The organism is Galbitalea sp. SE-J8, from assembly GCF_030345695.1.
GTDB lineage: Bacteria > Actinomycetota > Actinomycetes > Actinomycetales > Microbacteriaceae > JAUASV01.
The window spans coordinates 1-17,108 of record NZ_JAUASV010000006.1 but is presented as its reverse complement, the minus strand read 5'-3'; the positions used below and the strand labels follow the sequence as shown (position 1 = coordinate 17,108).

14 protein-coding genes are annotated in these 17,108 nt (G+C 72.3%); 12 read left to right on the top strand and 2 right to left on the bottom strand.

The window, feature by feature from the left end:
• The first annotated feature begins 67 nt into the window (after positions 1–67).
• The 10 genes from pheS to QT381_RS05830 all read left to right on the top strand — a co-directional run bounded on the left by pheS (position 68) and on the right by QT381_RS05830 (position 11,606).
• Positions 68–1,108 (top strand): phenylalanine--tRNA ligase subunit alpha, encoded by a 1,041-nt coding sequence (gene pheS / locus QT381_RS05875; protein ID WP_289247865.1) that lies wholly within the window; start codon positions 68–70, stop codon positions 1,106–1,108.
• Positions 1,108–3,642: a phenylalanine--tRNA ligase subunit beta gene (gene pheT, locus QT381_RS05870; protein WP_289247864.1), complete on the top strand. Its 2,535-nt coding sequence runs from the start codon at positions 1,108–1,110 to the stop codon at positions 3,640–3,642. Before pheS ends, pheT begins: the two co-directional genes overlap by 1 nt.
• A 386-nt stretch (positions 3,643–4,028) precedes the next feature.
• Positions 4,029–5,075: an N-acetyl-gamma-glutamyl-phosphate reductase gene (gene argC, locus QT381_RS05865; protein ID WP_289247863.1), complete on the top strand. Its 1,047-nt coding sequence runs from the start codon at positions 4,029–4,031 to the stop codon at positions 5,073–5,075.
• Positions 5,072–6,229, top strand: coding sequence for a bifunctional glutamate N-acetyltransferase/amino-acid acetyltransferase ArgJ (gene argJ / locus QT381_RS05860; RefSeq protein ID WP_289247862.1), 1,158 nt, complete (start codon positions 5,072–5,074; stop codon positions 6,227–6,229). Before argC ends, argJ begins: the two co-directional genes overlap by 4 nt.
• A 13-nt stretch (positions 6,230–6,242) precedes the next feature.
• The gene (gene argB / locus QT381_RS05855; protein WP_289247861.1) at positions 6,243–7,133 is read left to right on the top strand and encodes an acetylglutamate kinase; all 891 of its coding nucleotides are present in this window, start codon (positions 6,243–6,245) and stop codon (positions 7,131–7,133) included.
• Complete coding sequence (locus tag QT381_RS05850) at positions 7,130–8,365, top strand: acetylornithine transaminase (RefSeq protein WP_289247860.1); 1,236 nt, start codon at positions 7,130–7,132, stop codon at positions 8,363–8,365. Before argB ends, QT381_RS05850 begins: the two co-directional genes overlap by 4 nt.
• Positions 8,362–9,303, top strand: coding sequence for an ornithine carbamoyltransferase (gene argF / locus QT381_RS05845; protein WP_289247859.1), 942 nt, complete (start codon positions 8,362–8,364; stop codon positions 9,301–9,303). Before QT381_RS05850 ends, argF begins: the two co-directional genes overlap by 4 nt.
• Positions 9,304–9,404: 101 nt before the next feature.
• A complete protein-coding gene (gene argH / locus QT381_RS05840; RefSeq protein ID WP_289247858.1) occupies positions 9,405–10,817 on the top strand; it encodes an argininosuccinate lyase in 1,413 nt (470 codons plus the stop codon).
• 37 nt (positions 10,818–10,854) lie between these two features.
• Positions 10,855–11,001: a hypothetical protein gene (locus QT381_RS05835; RefSeq protein ID WP_289247857.1), complete on the top strand. Its 147-nt coding sequence runs from the start codon at positions 10,855–10,857 to the stop codon at positions 10,999–11,001.
• A complete protein-coding gene (locus tag QT381_RS05830) occupies positions 10,998–11,606 on the top strand; it encodes a DNA-3-methyladenine glycosylase (protein WP_502877463.1) in 609 nt (202 codons plus the stop codon). The genes QT381_RS05835 and QT381_RS05830 overlap by 4 nt, the downstream gene beginning before the upstream one ends.
• Before the next feature lie 143 nt (positions 11,607–11,749).
• Here the strand turns inward: QT381_RS05830 and QT381_RS05825 are convergent, their stop codons facing one another.
• Positions 11,750–12,325 (bottom strand): hypothetical protein, encoded by a 576-nt coding sequence (locus QT381_RS05825; RefSeq protein ID WP_289247856.1) that lies wholly within the window; start codon positions 12,323–12,325, stop codon positions 11,750–11,752.
• Position 12,326: 1 nt separating this feature from the next.
• The gene (locus QT381_RS05820) at positions 12,327–12,932 is read right to left on the bottom strand and encodes a DNA-binding protein (RefSeq protein ID WP_289247855.1); all 606 of its coding nucleotides are present in this window, start codon (positions 12,930–12,932) and stop codon (positions 12,327–12,329) included.
• A 102-nt stretch (positions 12,933–13,034) separates the two neighbouring features.
• On the opposite strand from QT381_RS05820, the gene tyrS reads away from it, so the two are divergent.
• Positions 13,035–14,336 (top strand): tyrosine--tRNA ligase, encoded by a 1,302-nt coding sequence (gene tyrS, locus QT381_RS05815; protein ID WP_289247854.1) that lies wholly within the window; start codon positions 13,035–13,037, stop codon positions 14,334–14,336.
• Positions 14,337–14,567: 231 nt separating this feature from the next.
• Positions 14,568–16,562, top strand: coding sequence for an Ig-like domain-containing protein (locus tag QT381_RS05810; RefSeq protein WP_289247853.1), 1,995 nt, complete (start codon positions 14,568–14,570; stop codon positions 16,560–16,562).
• Positions 16,563–17,108: the final 546 nt, after the last annotated feature.

Below are 17,108 nucleotides of genomic sequence, written 5' to 3'. Positions count from 1 at the left end.
GAAATCCGGTGTCGCCGCCAGATCCGTGAAATCCGTTGTCGGGTGCTCGCAACTAGACTCGTCTCTCGTGTCAGAACCCACCCCGATCACGCCCGAGGGGGTCGAGCAGGCGGTGAGCGAGGCCCTCGCGGCCGTCGCCGAGGCCGCCACGGTGAGCGAGCTCAAGCAGGCCCGGTCCGCGCACGCGGGGGAGGGGTCGCCGCTCGCGCGCTTCAACCAGGGCCTGCGCTCCGTGCCGAACGACCAGAAGGCCGCGCTCGGCAAGCTCGTCGGCCAGGCCCGCGGCCGGGTGAACGCCGCGATCGCCGACCGGGAGGCCGAGCTCGCCGTCGCCGAGGAGGCCGCGCGTCTCGCGGCCGAGGCGCTCGACGTGACCGCGGTGCCCTCGCGTGCCCGGGTCGGGTCGCGGCATCCGCTCTCGATCCTCATGGAGCGCATGGGCGACATCTTCATCGGCATGGGGTGGGAGATCGGCGAGGGCCCGGAGGTCGAGAACGAGTGGTTCAACTTCGACGCCCTCAACATGGACGCCGACCACCCCGCCCGCAGCGACCAGGACACGTTCTACCTCGCCCCCGAGGAGCGTCACCTGCTGCTGCGCACGCAGACGAGCCCCGTGCAGATCCGCTCGCTGCTCGGGCGCGAGCTGCCGGTGTACGTCGTCTCGCCCGGCAAGACCTTCCGCAAGGACGAACTGGATGCCACGCACCTGCCCGTCTTCCACCAGATCGAGGGCATCGCGATCGACCGCGGCCTGACGATGGCGCACCTGCGGGGCACGCTCGAGCACCTGGCCCGCGCGATGTTCGGCGCGGGCGCACAGATCCGGCTGCGCCCGAACTACTTCCCGTTCACCGAGCCCTCCGCCGAGATGGACGTCTGGCAGCCGAACGCGAAGGGCGGCGCCCGCTGGGTCGAGTGGGGCGGATGCGGCATGGTCAACCCGAACGTGCTGCGGGCCGCGGGCGTCGACCCCGACGAGTACCAGGGCTTCGCGTTCGGGCTCGGCATCGAGCGCACGCTGCAGTTCCGCAACGACCTCAACGACATGCGCGACTTCGCCGAGGGCGACATCCGCTTCAGCCAGCAGTTCGGGATGGTGATCTGATGCGCGTGCCCGCGTCGTGGCTCGGCGAGTACGTCGGCCTGCCCGAGGACGTCTCCGCCGAGCACCTGCACGCCGCCCTCGTGCGGGTCGGCTTCGAGGAGGAGGAGGTCATCGCGACCGGCATCTCCGGCCCCGTCGTCGTCGGCCGGGTGCTGTCGCTCGAGCCCGAGCCGCAGTCGAACGGCAAGACGATCAACTGGTGCTCCGTCGACGTCGGCCCCTCGACGGGCCCAGGACACGCGCGAGACATTCGAGGGATCGTCTGCGGCGCCCACAACTTCGGGGTCGGCGACAAGGTCGTGGTGACGCTCCCGGGCGCCGTGCTGCCCGGTCCGTTCCCGATCGCGGCGCGCACGACCTACGGCCACGTCTCCGACGGCATGATCGCCTCGGCGCGGGAACTCGGCCTCGGAGAGGACCACGCGGGCATCCTGCGTCTGGCCGAGATCGGACTCGGCGACGCGCCCGTCGGCGCGGATGCGATCGCCCTGCTCGGCCTGGACGACTTCGCGGTCGACGTGAACGTGACGCCCGACCGCGGCTACGCGCTCTCGATCCGCGGCCTCGCCCGCGAGTACGCGCTGTCGACGGGCGCCGAGTTCCGCGACCCGGCCGTCTCGCTCGCCGATGCTCTCGAAGCGCTCCCGGAGCCGGCGGGCTTCCCCGTGACGGTCGCCGACGACGCCCCGATCCGCGGGAACGCCGGATGCCACGGTTTCGTCGCGCGCGTCGTGCGCGGCATCGACCCGACGCGTCCGACGCCGGCCTGGATGATCTCGCGGCTGAAGCTCGCCGGCATCCGATCGATCTCGCTGCCCGTGGACATCACGAACTACGTCATGATCGAGCTCGGCCAGCCGCTGCACGGCTACGACCTCGGCACCCTCGCGGGCGGCATCACAGTGCGTCGCGCGCGCGCGGGCGAGACGCTCGAGACCCTCGACGGCGTCGTGCGCGCGCTCGACCCCGAGGACCTCGTGATCACCGACGACTCCGGCCCGATCGGCCTCGCGGGCGTCATGGGCGGAGCTGCGACCGAGATCACGGCCGTCACGACCGACGTGCTCATCGAGGCCGCCGGATTCGACCGGGTGTCGATCGCGCGCACGGCTCGCCGCCACAAGCTGCCGAGCGAGGCCTCGCGACGCTTCGAGCGCGGCGTCGACCCCGCCGTCGCGGCGGTCGCCGCGGCGCGTGCCGCCGAGCTGCTCGTCGGGCTCGCGGGCGGCACGATCGACGAGCTCGGTGCCGTCTTCGCGGACGTCGCGCCGACCCCGTCGATTCTGCTGCGCGACGGCCGCGCCGCGAGCCTCATCGGCGTCGACTACACGGCCGACGAGGTGCGCGGCGCCATCGAGGCGATCGGCGCGAGCGTCGAGGCCGTCGACGGCGGCCTCGCCGTCACGCCGCCGAGCTGGCGCCCCGACCTCGTCGACGACGCCTCGCTCGTCGAGGAGGTCGCGCGCATCACAGGCTACGACCGCATCGGCTCGGTGCTGCCGGTCGCCCCGCCCGGGCGAGGGCTGACCCGAGCGCAGCTGCTGCGCCGCCAGGTGGCCGCCTCGCTCGCCGCGGCCGGTCTGACGGAGGTGCTCACCGATCCGTTCGCGACGGATGCGCAGGCGCAGCTGTTCGCGGATCCTGCTGGCGCGACCGTGCCCACCGTCGTGATCGCGAACCCGCTCGACGCGACCGCCGCGAACATCCGGACATCGCTCGTCCCCGGACTCATCGCGACCGCGCACCGCAACCTCGCGCGCGGTCTCGGCGACCTCGCGCTGTTCGAGGTCGGCAGCGTCGCACGTCCGGAGGCGGGCGCGGAGTACGGCGTCGCCGGGGCACTCCCGGACGCCATGTCGCGGCCCTCGGGGGACGAGCTCGCGGCGCTGTTCGCGAGCGTCCCGCCGCAGCCGCGGCTCGTGAGCGCCCTGTTCGTCGGTGACACGGTGCCGCGCCAGCCGGGCCTCGCCGCCGTGCCCGCGGGCATCGCGGATGCGCTCGACGCCGCCCGCGTGGTCGCGGCATCCGTCGGCCTCGAGCTGCGGGTCGAGAAGGCCGCGCACCACGCCCTGCACCCGGGCCGCTCGGCCGCCCTGTTCGCCGGGGCGAGGCGCGTCGGGTACGCGGGCGAGCTGCTGCCCGCGATCGCGCTCGAGGCGAACCTGCCGCGCGTCGTGGGCGTGCTCGAGCTCGACCTCGACCAGGTCATCGCGGCCGCGCCGGAGCTCGTCGCGGCGTCCCCGATCTCCGGCTACCCGGCCGCGACCCAGGACCTCTCGCTCGTCGTGACGGATGCGACCGCCGCGGCCGGCGTCGCCGCCGCCGTCGCCGAGGGGGCGGGCGCGCTGCTCGAGAGCATCCGTCTCGTGGACGCGTATCGCGGCCAGGGCGTGCCCGAGGGCTCGGTCTCGCTGACGTTCGCGCTGCGTTTCCGCGCGGACGACCGCACGCTCACGGCCGAGGAGGCGACCGCGGCGAAGCTCGCGGGTGTCGCCGTCGCCACCGAGCGCACGGGGGCCGCGATCCGCGACTGACCAAGGTTGTCGCGCTGAGGGACGCGAACAGCCGCGCGCGCAGCGTCCGAGCGGCAGCACCGTTCCCGTTTCGCTTGGTGGAGTTCGTGCACCGGGTGCACGAACTCCACCAAGCGAAACGCCAACCGCTGCCTCGCGGCGAGCTCGCGGCGCCGCCGCTCGCACACCGACCCGGACGCGCAATGATCCGCCGTTTGGCGCAATGATCTGTCGCGCGCTACGGTAGGGCCATGGACATCCGCACGACCCGGCAGAGCGCACTGCGCCGCCGCGTCCGTCGTGCGCGCCGAAGCTAGGCGACACTCCGGATGCGGGCCGTCGTGCCCGGACGAGGGATGTCGCCGCCTCCGACGTTCCTGTCCCGATCCCCCTTCTAAGGTAGAGAGATGCCTTATTCCGTCGCGGTAGCCGGGGCCTCCGGCTACGCGGGAGGCGAACTGCTGCGGCTGCTGGCCGCCCACCCCGAGTTCGAGGTCACGACCGTGACCGCCCATTCGAACGCCGGTCAGCCGCTCATCGCCGTCCAGCCCCACCTGCGCTCACTCGCGCACCTGACCCTCGTCGAGACCACGGCCGCGAATCTCGCCGGTCACGACATCGTCTTCCTCGCGCTGCCGCACGGCGCATCCGGTGCGATCGCCGCCGAACTCGGCGGCGGCACCGTGGTCGTCGACTGCGGCGCCGACCACCGGCTGACGGATGCGGACGCCTGGGCCCGCTTCTACGGCGGCGAGTACCACGGCGCGTGGGCCTACGGCCTGCCGGAGCTCGTGCACGCCGACGGGTCGAAGCAGCGCGACCACCTCGCGGGCGTCAACCGCATCGCGGTGCCCGGATGCAACGTGACGGCGATCAGCATCGGCCTCGCCCCCGCCGTGCAGGCGGGGCTCGTGAGCGCCGAGGACCTCGTCGCGATCCTCGCGGTCGGTCCCTCTGGCGCCGGCAAGAGCCTGCGCACCAACCTGCTCGCGAGCGAGGTGCTCGGCAGCGCGTACGCGTACGGTGTCGGCGGCACGCACCGGCACACGCCCGAGATCGTGCAGAACCTGACCCTCGCGGGCGGCACGGGCACGACCGTGAGCTTCACGCCCATGCTCGTGCCGATGAGCCGCGGCATCCTCGCCACCGCGACCGCGCGGCTCGCGCCCGGCAGCACGCTCGAGAGCGTGAGGGCCGCGTACGACGCCGTCTACGGCGACGAGCCGTTCGTGCACGTGACGCCGGCCGGGCAATACCCGCGCGTCGCCGACACGATCGGCGCGAACACCGCGCTCGTCGGGCTCGCGATCGACGAGACCGCCGGGAGGCTCGTGACGGTCACGGCCCTCGACAACCTCGTCAAGGGCACCGCGGGCGCCGCGATCCAGTCGACCAACATCGCCCTCGGCCTCGACGAGACCGCCGGGCTCAGCGTGAACGGGGTGGCGCCGTGAGCGTGACGTACGCCGAGGGCTTCGTGGCGGCGGGCGTCGCCGCGGGCCTCAAGAAGACCGGCAACAAGGATGTCGCGCTCGTGCAGAACGTGGGCCCGCAGCGCAGCGCGGCAGCGGTCTTCACGAGCAATCGCGCCCAGGCGCATCCGATCATCTGGTCGAGGCAGGCCATCGCCGACGGCCGCGCGGATGCCGTCGTGCTCAACTCCGGCGGCGCGAACTGCTTCACCGGCGCCTACGGCTTCCAGACAACGCACCTGACCGCCGAGCGGGTCGCCGAGCGGCTCGGCATCGCGGCGGGCGACGTGCTCGTGTGCTCGACGGGCCTCATCGGCTACGGCCGCGAGGAGTTCCGGGACGGCGTGCTCGCCGGCGTCGATCGGGCGGCGTCCGCGCTGAGCGCCGACGGGGGCGAGGCGGCATCCGAGGCCATCATGACCACCGACTCGACGCCGAAGCGCTCGACGTTCGACGGGGACGGCTGGAAGGTCGGTGCGATGGCGAAGGGCGCGGGCATGCTCGCCCCCGGACTCGCCACCATGCTCGTCGTCATCACGACGGATGCGGTGGCGGCATCCGCGGACCTCGACGCCGCCCTGCGCGCAGCGACCCGCGTGACGTTCGACCGGCTCGACTCCGACGGCTGCATGTCGACGAACGACCAGGTCACGCTGCTCGCGAGCGGGTCATCCGGTGTGACGCCGACGCGAAGCGCGCTGACCGCCGCGCTCACGGCGGTGTGCGACGACCTCGCCCGTCAGCTGCAGGCGGATGCCGAGGGCGCGAGCCACGACATCGCGATCGAGGTGATCCACGCCGCGAGCGAGGACGACGCCGTCGAGGTCGGCCGCAGCGTCGCCCGCAACAACCTGTTCAAGGCGGCCGTGTTCGGCAACGACCCGAACTGGGGTCGCGTGCTCGCCGCGATCGGCACGACGGACGCGGACTTCGATCCGTACCGGGTCGACGTGACGATGAACGGCGTGCGGGTGTGCGCGGCGGGCGAGCCCGACCGGCCGGCCGAGGCGGTCGACCTCACGCCGCGCACGACGCACGTGCTCATCGACCTCAAGGCCGGCGTGCACGAGGCGACGATCCGCACGAACGACCTCACGCACGACTACGTGCACGAGAACTCGGCCTACAGCTCATGAACGGAGCCGACTCATGACCGTGACAGCCGAGCAGGCGGCGCAGAAGGCGGCCGTGCTGGTCGAGAGCCTGCCCTGGCTGCAGCGTTTCCACGGCGAGACGATCGTCGTGAAGTTCGGCGGCAACGCCATGGTCGACGAGCAGCTGCAGCGCGACTTCGCGGCCGACATGGTCTACCTGCGCTACGCGGGCGTGCGCCCGGTCGTCGTGCACGGCGGCGGCCCGCAGATCTCGGCGCGCCTCGCCCAGCTCGGCATCGGGAGCGAGTTCCGCGGCGGCTATCGCGTGACGACCGCCGAGACGATCGACGTCATCCGCGACGTGCTCTCGGGCACGATCAGCGCCCGGCTCGGCGGGTACCTCGACGAGCACCGCGTCGGCCCACGTGCACCCGGGCTCGCCGAGGTCATCCCGGGCGAGACGGTGTTCCGCGGCGAGAGGCGCGGCGCGATCGTCGACGGCGTCGAGGTCGACCTCGGGCTCGTCGGCGACGCGGTCGAGGCCGACACGCGCGCGATCGTCCGCGCGCTCGACGAGGGCCGCATCCCGGTCGTGTCGAGCGTCGCACGCGGTCCGGACGGCTTCCTCAACGTCAATGCGGATGCCGCGGCGGCCGCGCTCGCGACGGCGCTCGGTGCCGCGAAGCTCGTCGTGCTGACGGACGTGGCCGGGCTGTACAGCGACTGGCCGAACCGCGACTCGCTCGTCTCGGTCATCGACACGGAGCAGCTCATGCGGATGCTGCCCGGTCTGGAGAGCGGCATGATCCCGAAGATGACCGCGTGCCTCGATGCCGTGCAGGGCGGCGTCGCGAAGGCCGCGATCATCGACGGACGGCAGCCGCACAGCATCCTGCTCGAGGTCTTCACGACCGAGGGCATCGGCACGGAGGTGGTGCCCGCATGAACGCGGAATCCCGCTGGTTGAGGAGCGACGAAGGAGCGTCTCGAAACCCGGCCCCAGAATCCGAGTCGTGGCGCGACCGCTTCGCCGCCTCGCTCATGAAGAGCACGCCCGCCCCGCTCACCCAGCTCGACCACGGCCTCGGGGCCGAGGTCTGGGATGTCGACGGCAAGCGCTATCTCGACTTCCTCGGGGGCATCGCGGTCAACGCGCTCGGCCACGCGCATCCGGTGTTCGTGGGTGCCGTCGCGACGCAGGCCGCGAAGCTCGCGCACATCTCGAACTACTTCGCGTCGGCGCCGCAGGTCGAGCTCGCCGAGCGGCTCAAACGCGTCACGGGCGCGGGGGACGCCGGCCGGGTATACTTCTGCAACTCGGGCGCCGAGGCGATGGAGGCGGCGTTCAAGCTCGCGCGGCGCAACCGCCAGCACGGCACGATCGTCGCTCTGCACCAGGCGTTCCACGGCCGCACGATGGGCGCGCTCGCGCTCACCGGCAAGCCCGCGCTGCAGGGTCCGTTCGAGCCGATGGTGCCGGGCGTCGTGCACATCGACTCGACGATCGCCGCCCTCGAGAGGGCGATCACCGGGCAGACTGCGGCGCTCGTCCTCGAGCCGATCAAGGGCGAGGCGGGCGTGCTGCCGCTGCCCGCGGGCTTCCTGGAGCGGGCGCGGGAGCTCACCGCGCAGCACGGCGCGCTGCTCATCGTCGACGAGATCCAGACCGGCATGGGCCGCACGGGCACCTGGTTCGAGTACCAGCAGCACGGCATCCTGCCCGACGCCGTCGCCGTCGCGAAGGGCATCGCGGGCGGCTTCCCGCTCGGTGCGCTCGTGACGTTCGGGGCGGCATCCGACCTGTTCACCGCGGGCCAGCACGGCTCGACCTACGCCGGGAACCCGCTCGCGACGGCCGTCGGCAACGCGGTCATGGGCGAGATCGAGCGTGCCGATCTGCCGGCGAACGCGGCCCGCCGCGGCGCCGAGCTGCGCGCCGCGATCGAGGGCATCGGCTCGCCGCTCGTCGAGGGAACCCGGGGCGCGGGGCTGCTCGTCGGCGTCGCGCTCACCGCGCCCGTCGCGCAGCGCGTCGCGACCGCGGCGCTCGCCCGCGGACTCATCGTCAACGCCGCCAACGACTCCACCATCCGTCTCGCGCCGCCGCTCACGATCGGCGACGCCGAGATCGCCGAGTTCACCGCCCTGTTCTCCGCAGCCCTGAAGGATGCCGCATGACCCGCCACTTCCTCCGGGATGACGACCTCACCACCGCCGAGCAGGCGGAGATCCTCGACCTCGCCGTCGCCATCAAGGCGGACCGCTGGGGGCGCAAGCCGCTCGCCGGGCCGCAGACCGTCGCCGTGATCTTCGACAAGTCATCCACACGCACGCGCGTGAGCTTCGCGGTGGGCATCGCCGACCTCGGCGGCAGCCCGCTCATCATCTCGACCGCGAACAGCCAGCTCGGCGGCAAGGAGACCCCCGCGGACACGGCCCGCGTGCTCGAGCGGATGGTGAGCGCGATCGTGTGGCGCACCTACGCGCAGTCCGGGCTCGAGCAGATGGCCGCGGGCACGACCGTGCCCGTCGTCAACGCGCTCTCCGACGACTTCCACCCCTGCCAGCTGCTCGCCGACCTGCTCACGATCCGCGAGCACAAGGGCGAGCTCGCCGGGCTCACGGTCACCTTCCTCGGCGACGGCCGCAGCAACATGGGCCAGAGCTACCTGCTCGCGTGCGCGGTCGCGGGCATGCACGTGCGGGTCGCGAGCCCCGAGGAGTACAGCCCGGATGCCGCGGTCGTCTCCGACGCGGACGCGATCGCCGCGACGACCGGCGGCTCCGCGACGCTCTACACCGACCCGTTCGAGGCGGTCGCGGGCGCCGACATCGTGGTCACCGACACCTGGGTGTCGATGGGCAAGGAGGACGAGAAGGCACAGCGCGTCGCGACCTTCGGCGCCTACCAGGTGACGACCGAGCTCATGGCGACGGCGGCGAGCGACGCGATCTTCCTGCACTGCCTCCCGGCCGATCGTGGCTACGAGGTCGCGGCCGAGGTCATCGACGGTCCGCAGAGCGTGATCTGGGACGAGGCGGAGAACCGCCTGCACGCCCAGAAGGCGCTCCTGGTCTGGCTCCTCGAGAAGAACCCCCGCACCCTCGCTGGTTGACGCACCCTCGAACACCCCCGCTGGTTGAGGAGCCCGCGAGCGCAGCGAGCCGGCGTCTCGAAACCACACCCGCCCCACCCCGCAATACACTTCGGAGCACGATGACCGACCAGCACCAGACCAACGCCGGGCACCTCTGGGGCGCGCGCTTCGCGGGCGGCCCGAGCGCCGAGCTCGCGGCGCTGAGCCGATCGACGCACTTCGACTGGCAGCTCTGGCCGTACGACATCGCGGGCTCGAGGGCCCACGCGTCGGCCCTCGCGGCCGCCGGCTATCTCTCCCCGGACGACCTGGAACGGATGCGGCACGGCCTCGACGAGGTCGCGCGCCGCATCGAGGCGGGCGAGCTCGTGCCCGCCGAGACGGATGAGGACGTGCACGGCGCCCTCGAGGCGGCCCTGATCGCCGTCGTCGGCCCCGAGCTCGGTGGCCGCCTGCGCGCCGGGCGCAGCCGCAACGACCAGATCGCGACCCTCATCCGGCTGTACCTGCTCGACCACGCGTCGAGCATCGCCGCGAAGACCACCCAGCTCGTCGACGCGATCGCGGCGCAGGCGGAGGCGCACGGGGCCGCGATCATGCCGGGCCGCACGCACCTGCAGCACGCGCAGCCGGTGCTGCTCGCGCACCACCTGCTCGCGCACGCCTGGCCGCTCGTGCGCGACCTCGAGCGCCTGCGCGACTGGCGGGTGCGGGCCTCGACGAGCCCGTACGGCTCTGGTGCCCTCGCGGGCAGCTCGCTCGGTCTCGATCCCGCGCTCGTCGCGGCCGAGCTCGGCCTCGCGGGACCGACCGAGAACTCGATCGACGCGACCGCGAGCCGCGACGTGACGGCCGAGTTCGCGTTCATCACCGCGCAGCTCGGCATCGACCTCAGCCGGTTCGCGGAGGAGATCATCCTCTGGAACACGAGGGAGTTCGGCTTCGTCACGCTCGACGACGCGTTCTCGACGGGGTCGAGCATCATGCCGCAGAAGAAGAACCCGGACATCGCGGAGCTCGCGCGCGGCAAGGCCGGCCGGCTGATCGGCAACCTCGCGGGCCTGCTCGCGACGCTCAAGGGACTCCCGCTCGCGTACAACCGCGACCTGCAGGAGGACAAGGAGCCCGTCTTCGACTCCGTGGAGACGCTCGAGACGCTGCTGCCGGCCTTCACGGGCATGGTCGCGACGCTGCGCTTCGACACCGAGCGGATGGCCGCCCTCGCCCCGCAGGGTTTCTCGCTCGCCACGGATGTCGCCGACTGGCTCGTGCGTCAGGGCGTGCCGTTCCGCGACGCGCACGAGATCTCCGGCGCTCTCGTTCGGTTCTGCGAGGAGCACGACCTCGACCTCGACGGGCCCACCGACGAGCAGTACGCCGCGCTCTCACCGCACCTCACCCCGGACGTGCGGGCGGTGCTCACCATCGAGGGCTCGGTGGCGAGCCGCGCGGGAGCCGGGGGCACCGCGCCGGCCCGCGTCGCCGAGCAGCTCGCCCAGCTCACCGACCGCGTGCGCGCGCTGCGCGACTGAGCGCTCGCCGCTCGTCCGATGCTGGGATGATGGCCTCATGACCGAGTCGAAGCCCCGGCGTCCGAAACACGACTGGTACGCCCCGATGAGCCGCCGGCTCACGACGATCGTGGTCACGGTGGCCGTGATCGTCATCGTCGCCGGGGTCGTCTACGTGGTCGCGTCGGGCGGGTCGCTGTTCTGAGCATCGACCGGGCGGCGCTCGGGCGCTCCTCGCTCGAGGTCGCGCCCGGCCTGCTCGGCGCGCACCTCGTGCACGGCGACGTGCGGGTGCGGCTCACCGAGGTCGAGGCCTACCTCGGCGAGCTCGACCCGGGCAGCCACGCGTTCCGCGGCCGCACGCCGCGCAACGCGGTCATGTTCGGCGAGCCCGGCCACCTGTACGCCTACTTCACCTACGGCATGCACACCTGCGTCAACGTGGTGTGCTCGCCCGTCGGCACGGCCTCCGCGGTGCTGCTGCGCGCCGGCGAGGTCGTCGACGGGCTCGAGCTCGCGCGGTCGCGCCGACCGGCCAGCAGAACGGATGCCGACCTCGCCCGCGGTCCGGCCCGCCTCGCGACGGCCCTCGGCATCCCGCTCGCGGCGAACGGCGCCGACCTGCTCGCGGGCGGCGAGCTGCGTCTCGAACCGGGCGACGCCGCCCGCCCGGTGCCGGCCGCGGCGACCGGCCCCCGCACGGGTGTCTCGGGCGATGGCGGCAGCATCCGTTTCCCGTGGCGGTTCTGGATCCCGGGCGACACGACCGTCTCGTCGTACAAGGCGCACGTCCCGAAGCGCCGCGCGTGAGCCGATCCCGCTTCACCCGCACCGAGCGGGGCTTCGACGACCTCGCGCACCGCGCTCGCGGGCGACCCGGCATTCGCTCGCCCGCGCGCCGGCGACCGGCATCCGCGGCGTCCTCGTCGAGTTCCTGCCGCCCGATTCGCAGCTCACCACCACGCGCGGGCGACGAGCGCGCACCCCGCCGACCAGATGAGGCTCGCGAGGGTGCCGATGATGAACCGTTCGCGCGCCTCGGCGCTGTCGAGCTCGGAGAACCGGCCGAGGCCCTTCACCGCGATGACGATGGCGACGGCGCCGGGCTGACCGACGGCGATCGAGCCGATGACCGCAGCGCGCTCGAGCAGCCCGATCGTCGAGCCGCCGCGCAGCACCGTGCGCTCGCCGGCGCGCTCGGGCGCCGGCGAGCGGAGGTCGGGCACGAGGATGCCGCCGTGCGACCGCGGCGCCACGCGCGTCGCCGGGGATGCCCACGCGAGCACGAGGGTCACGAGCGGCGACCCGGACGCGATGCCGAGCGCGCCGACGCCGAGCGCGACGACCGGCCCCCAGGGCTGGGGCAGGTCGACGGTGCCGGCGCCGGGCCAGGGCACGCGCGGCACCGCGAGCAGGAGTGCGGCGGCGACGGCGGCGATGCTCCAGATCGGCCGTCCCAGTAGGAGCGCGACGACCGTTCCGGCGATGCCGACGGCTACGGCGAGCAGGGCGGCCACGAGCAGTGCCACGTCAGGCCCGCCCCGCCGTCTCGTCGAGCTCGCGCAGCAGGTCGACGAGCGCGGCGCGAGCCGCGGCATCGACGCGCAGATCGGCGGCGAGTGCCCGACGGCTCACGGCCTGCGGCGTGATGCCGAGCCGTGCGGCGGCGGCGGCCTGCGTCATCCCCGCCTCGAGCAGGTCGGCGAGCTCCCAGCCCTCGGGGCTCCGACGCGCCCGCAGCGCGACGAGCACGTCGACGAGCGCCTCGCAGCGTTCGGCGACGGATGCCGCGGCCGGTGCCGCGATGGCGCTGCGGGTCTGCTTCCGCTTCGCCCGGTCGACGGCGGTGCGCGCGCCGAGGAACGCGTCGCCGGTCGCCTCGCGGATGCTCATGGGAAGAGGATCGACGACACCGCCGACACCGAGCCCGACGCTCCAGCCGCCGTCGCGTGCGAGGGCGAGGAGCGCGTCGAGGGCGCGCTCCGCGTCGGGGGTGATGGCCTGGAACTCGTCACCGGCCGTGCGCTCGGGCTCGATCACGGGATCGCCGAGCGCCGAGAGGGTCATCCCGATGCCCGATCGAACGGCATCGGCGTGCGATCGGCTGCCGATCTGGTCGACGGTGAGGACGAACATGCATCAAGCCTGACAGCTTGATATGGACAAATCAATCCCAGCGACTTGATTTGTGGTTCATCAAGCCGGAGGGCTTGACGCGCCGCTGCTAGCCTGAACGTCGTGCCCGCAACATCCGTCCTCGACACCCAGCGCAACGACGACTCGTTCGACGACGTCTGGGAGGAGCTCCGGTGGCGAGGCCTCGTCCACGTGTCGACGGATGAGGCGGCGCTGAAGGCAGTCCTGGCGGGCCCGCCGATCACCTACTACTGCGGTTTCGACCCCACCGCCCGCAGCCTGCACCTCGGAAACCTGGTGCAACTGCTGACCATGCGGCGCATCCAACTCGCGGGCCACCGCCCGCTCGGCCTCGTCGGCGGCTCGACGGGCCTCATCGGTGACCCGAAGCCCAACGCGGAGCGGCAGCTCAACGAGGCGAGCGTGGTCGCGGAATGGGTCGGCTACCTGCAGGCGCAGGTGAGCCGGTTCCTCAGCACCGACGGTGAGAACGGCATGGTGCTCGTGAACAATCTCGACTGGACCGCGCCGATGAGCGCGATCGACTTCCTGCGCGAGGTCGGCAAGCACTACCGCGTGGGCACGATGCTCAAGAAGGACACCGTGAGTACGCGCCTCAACTCGGATGAGGGCATCAGCTACACGGAGTTCAGCTATCAGATCCTGCAGGGGCTCGACTTCCGCGAGCTCCATCGGCAGTACGGCTGTGTGCTCCAGACCGGCGGCAGCGATCAGTGGGGCAATCTCACGAGCGGCGTCGATCTCATCAAGCGCAGCGACGGCGTGAACGTGCACGCGCTCGGCACCCCACTCGTCACCGACTCGAGCGGCCGCAAGTTCGGCAAGAGCGAGGGCAACGCGATCTGGCTCGATCCCGACCTCACGAGCCCGTACGCGATGTACCAGTACTGGCTCAACACCGAAGACGCCGACATCGTCGACCGCTTCAAGGTCTTCACGTTCCTGTCGCGGGCAGAGATCGAGGAGCTCGCGGCGCGCCACGCCGAGGCTCCGTTCAAGCGCGAGGGCCAGCGCTCGCTCGCCCGACTCGTCACGGAGCTCGTGCACGGCACGGAGGCGACGGATGCCGTCATCGCCGCCGCGGACGCGCTGTTCACCGGGGGAGACCTCGCCGCGCTCGACACCGCGACGCTGCGTTCGGCGATCGACTCGCTGCCGCACGTGTCGGCGTCCGCGGATGCCGCGGTCGCCCAGCTGCTCGTCGACACGGGACTCACGCCGAGCCTCACCGCGGCACGCCGCGCGATCGCGGAGGGCGGCGTCTCCGTCAACAACGTGCGCGTCACGAGCGACGACGAGACGATCGGCGCGCACCTGCTCGCGGGCGGGCTCGCCGTGCTCCGGCGCGGCAAGAAGACCCTCGCCGGCGTCGTCGCCTCCTGACCAGGACGACTCACCGGGCCGGTCGTCGCGCGTAACAATCGCGTCACCCGGAGCAGCGCGCGGCGCGTTTCCGGCGTCGTCGAAGGCCGCCATCCGCCGGGATGCCGTGCGTGTAAGGCAAGCCTAAATGAGGTAAGGCAACCCTTACAAGCCGTGCTAGCTTTCCCTCGCCGGACGAGCGGACGAGCTCCTCTCGTCGGCACCACCATCCCCGATCGACAAGGAGCCTTCGTGTCACACACGGCCTCGTCGCGAGCCAGCCGTTTCCGGCCGCTCGCCGTCCTCACCGCCGCGGCGCTCGCCGCCGGTGGCCTGACCCTGGCGGCATCCGCCCCCGCATCCGCGACCGTCACCGGCGCGGTCGCCGACGCGACCCTGGAATGGGGCTTCCAGACCGGCGCCGACGGCTGGCGCATCGAGACCACCGGCGCGAGCCCCATCGATCCGACCACGGCGTCGACGAGCATCACGGGCGCCCCGCTCGATGCGTTCACGACCTCGCAGGGCTTCACGCTCCAGGGCGGGTCGGGATCGCTCAACGCCTCCACCGGCGTCGGCGAGATCGACTTCCCGAGCAGCGTCCGGTACTTCCCGCAGTGGAGCTACGGATCACTCGTCGCGGACCAGCCGTGGATCTCGTTCGCGGACTTCCAGTACGTCGCGGCCTCCACGACGCGCGGCAGCCTGACCGCCGTCGTCGACTGGCACAAGTCGAACGGCGCGAACCTGGCCACGCCGACGCGGGTCGAGATCGCCGCCTTCGACATCGCGTCGTTCGACGCGACCGGAGGCGTGCGGGTGGTGAGCGCGTCGCCCGATTGGACGGCGGCCGTACCGGTCGGCACGTACGCGGCGGGCTACTCGGATGCCTGGCCGGCCGAGCTCAACGACCTCCTGCTCCCGAAGCTCAACAGCCAGGACATCAACGTCTACTTCCACCGCACGGGCAACACGGCGGGCAACGACGCGAAGGCGCCGCTCCCGCTCACGCTCTCGGCAGGCACGGTCGTCGCGCCCAGCGTCGACGCTCGAGTGACCGGGGACGCCACGGCCGGGTTGTCGGTCGCGGTCGCGGGAGACGGCTTCCGCGGCGTCACGAACGCGGGGGACGCCGGCATCTACGTGGGCATCGCGCCCTCGGGCGGTCTGCCCGACGTGAGCAGCGCGGCCAACATCGCGCTGTTCGCCGCCGCGTCGTACGTTCCCGCAGCGCAGCTCACGACGGGATCGTTCTCGGCGACGCTGAGAGCTCAGGCGAGCAAGCTCGATCGCGCCGAGCGCTACTCCGTGTACACCTGGCAGGCGCACGCGCACTCGAACACCTCGCAGGACACCGAGACGCCGCTCGTCGTCCCGACCGAACCGACCCTCGTCGCGCTGACGGTTGCGACGTCCGCGACCGCCAGCGCTCCCGTGACGCTGTCCGCATCCGTTCCCACGGGCGCGGTCGGCACCGTCGAGTTCTTCGACGGGACCGACTCGCTCGGCACGTCGGCCGTAGCCGACGGCTCGGCGGCGGTCACCGTGTCGACGCTCGCCGTCGGCACGCACAGCATCACGGCGGCGTACTCGGGCGACCTGTTCCTCGACGCGGCCGCCTCGGCCGCTGCCGCGCTCGTCATCACCGCGGGCGACGGTGCCCCCGCGGGCGACGGCGCGCCGGCGGCCGCGAAGAGCGCTTCGTCGATCGCGCTCGTCGCGACCTCGGCGAGCTATGGCAAGGGGACCACGATCACTGCGACCGTGACGGGCGCTTCGACGGGCTCGGTCACCTTCAGCGAGGGAGGCGTCGTCCTGGGAAGCGCGACGTTCAGCGCGGGTCGCGCCACGCTGTCGCCGAAGCTCGCCGTCGGAAAGCACGCCATCGTGGCGGCATACGGCGGGTCCGACACCGTCGAGGGCTCCGCCGCGACCGTCCTGGCGCGGGTGACCAAGGCCGTCTCCGCGACGACCGTGACGACGTCGACCTTCGCGAAGAGGAGCAAGCCGAAGGTGACCGTCAAGGTCGCCAGGCTCGCGAGCGGCACGTACGCGACCGGGAACGTGCGCCTCTACGTGAACGGCAAGAGCGTGAAGCTGGCGAAGCTGAAGAGATCCGCGAGGGGCGTCGTCACGGTCACGCTGCCGAAGAAGTACGCGAAGTCGATCACGGTGACGGCCAAGTTCGGGGGCAACACGATCGCGACCTCGAGCGTCTCGAAGAAGGTCACGCTCACCGCCACGTGACCAACGGCGAGGTTCCGGACCCGCGATGTCGAGGGGGCGTCGGCGACGCGCACAGCGTCGCCGACGCCCGCTCGCGCCCGTGTGCGGCTCGTGACGGATGCCGGCGGGCGCGATCGCGCGCGGTCCGGCCCGCGCGCCGCGACACGCCCGGGGTGCAGCGCGCTTGCGAGCGCCGAAACCTGGCCGTAACGTAGACACCCGTCGCCGCGACGACCGGAGCGAGAGCCCGGGCGAAGCAGCGACCGGCACCCCGGTCACACGGCCCCGTCTCGATCCGAGACGAGCGCCTCACATCCGGGGTGTGAACCTCAGCCGAAGTCCTTCCGGACCGAGAGCGTTCCAGCCCCGCGCAACGCGGTGCACACGGAGCGATCGAGAGTGCTAGGGTAGTGAAGTTGCCCGGTGCGAAAGCGCGGCAGCGAAGAGATCAGCCCCGAGGGCCTGCGCGGTGACGTGTGGGGGCGGGTGTGTCCGATCCTTGAGAACTCAACAGCGTGCACTATGTCATATGCCAAATTATCCTCGTCGGCTCTTCGGAGTCGTTGA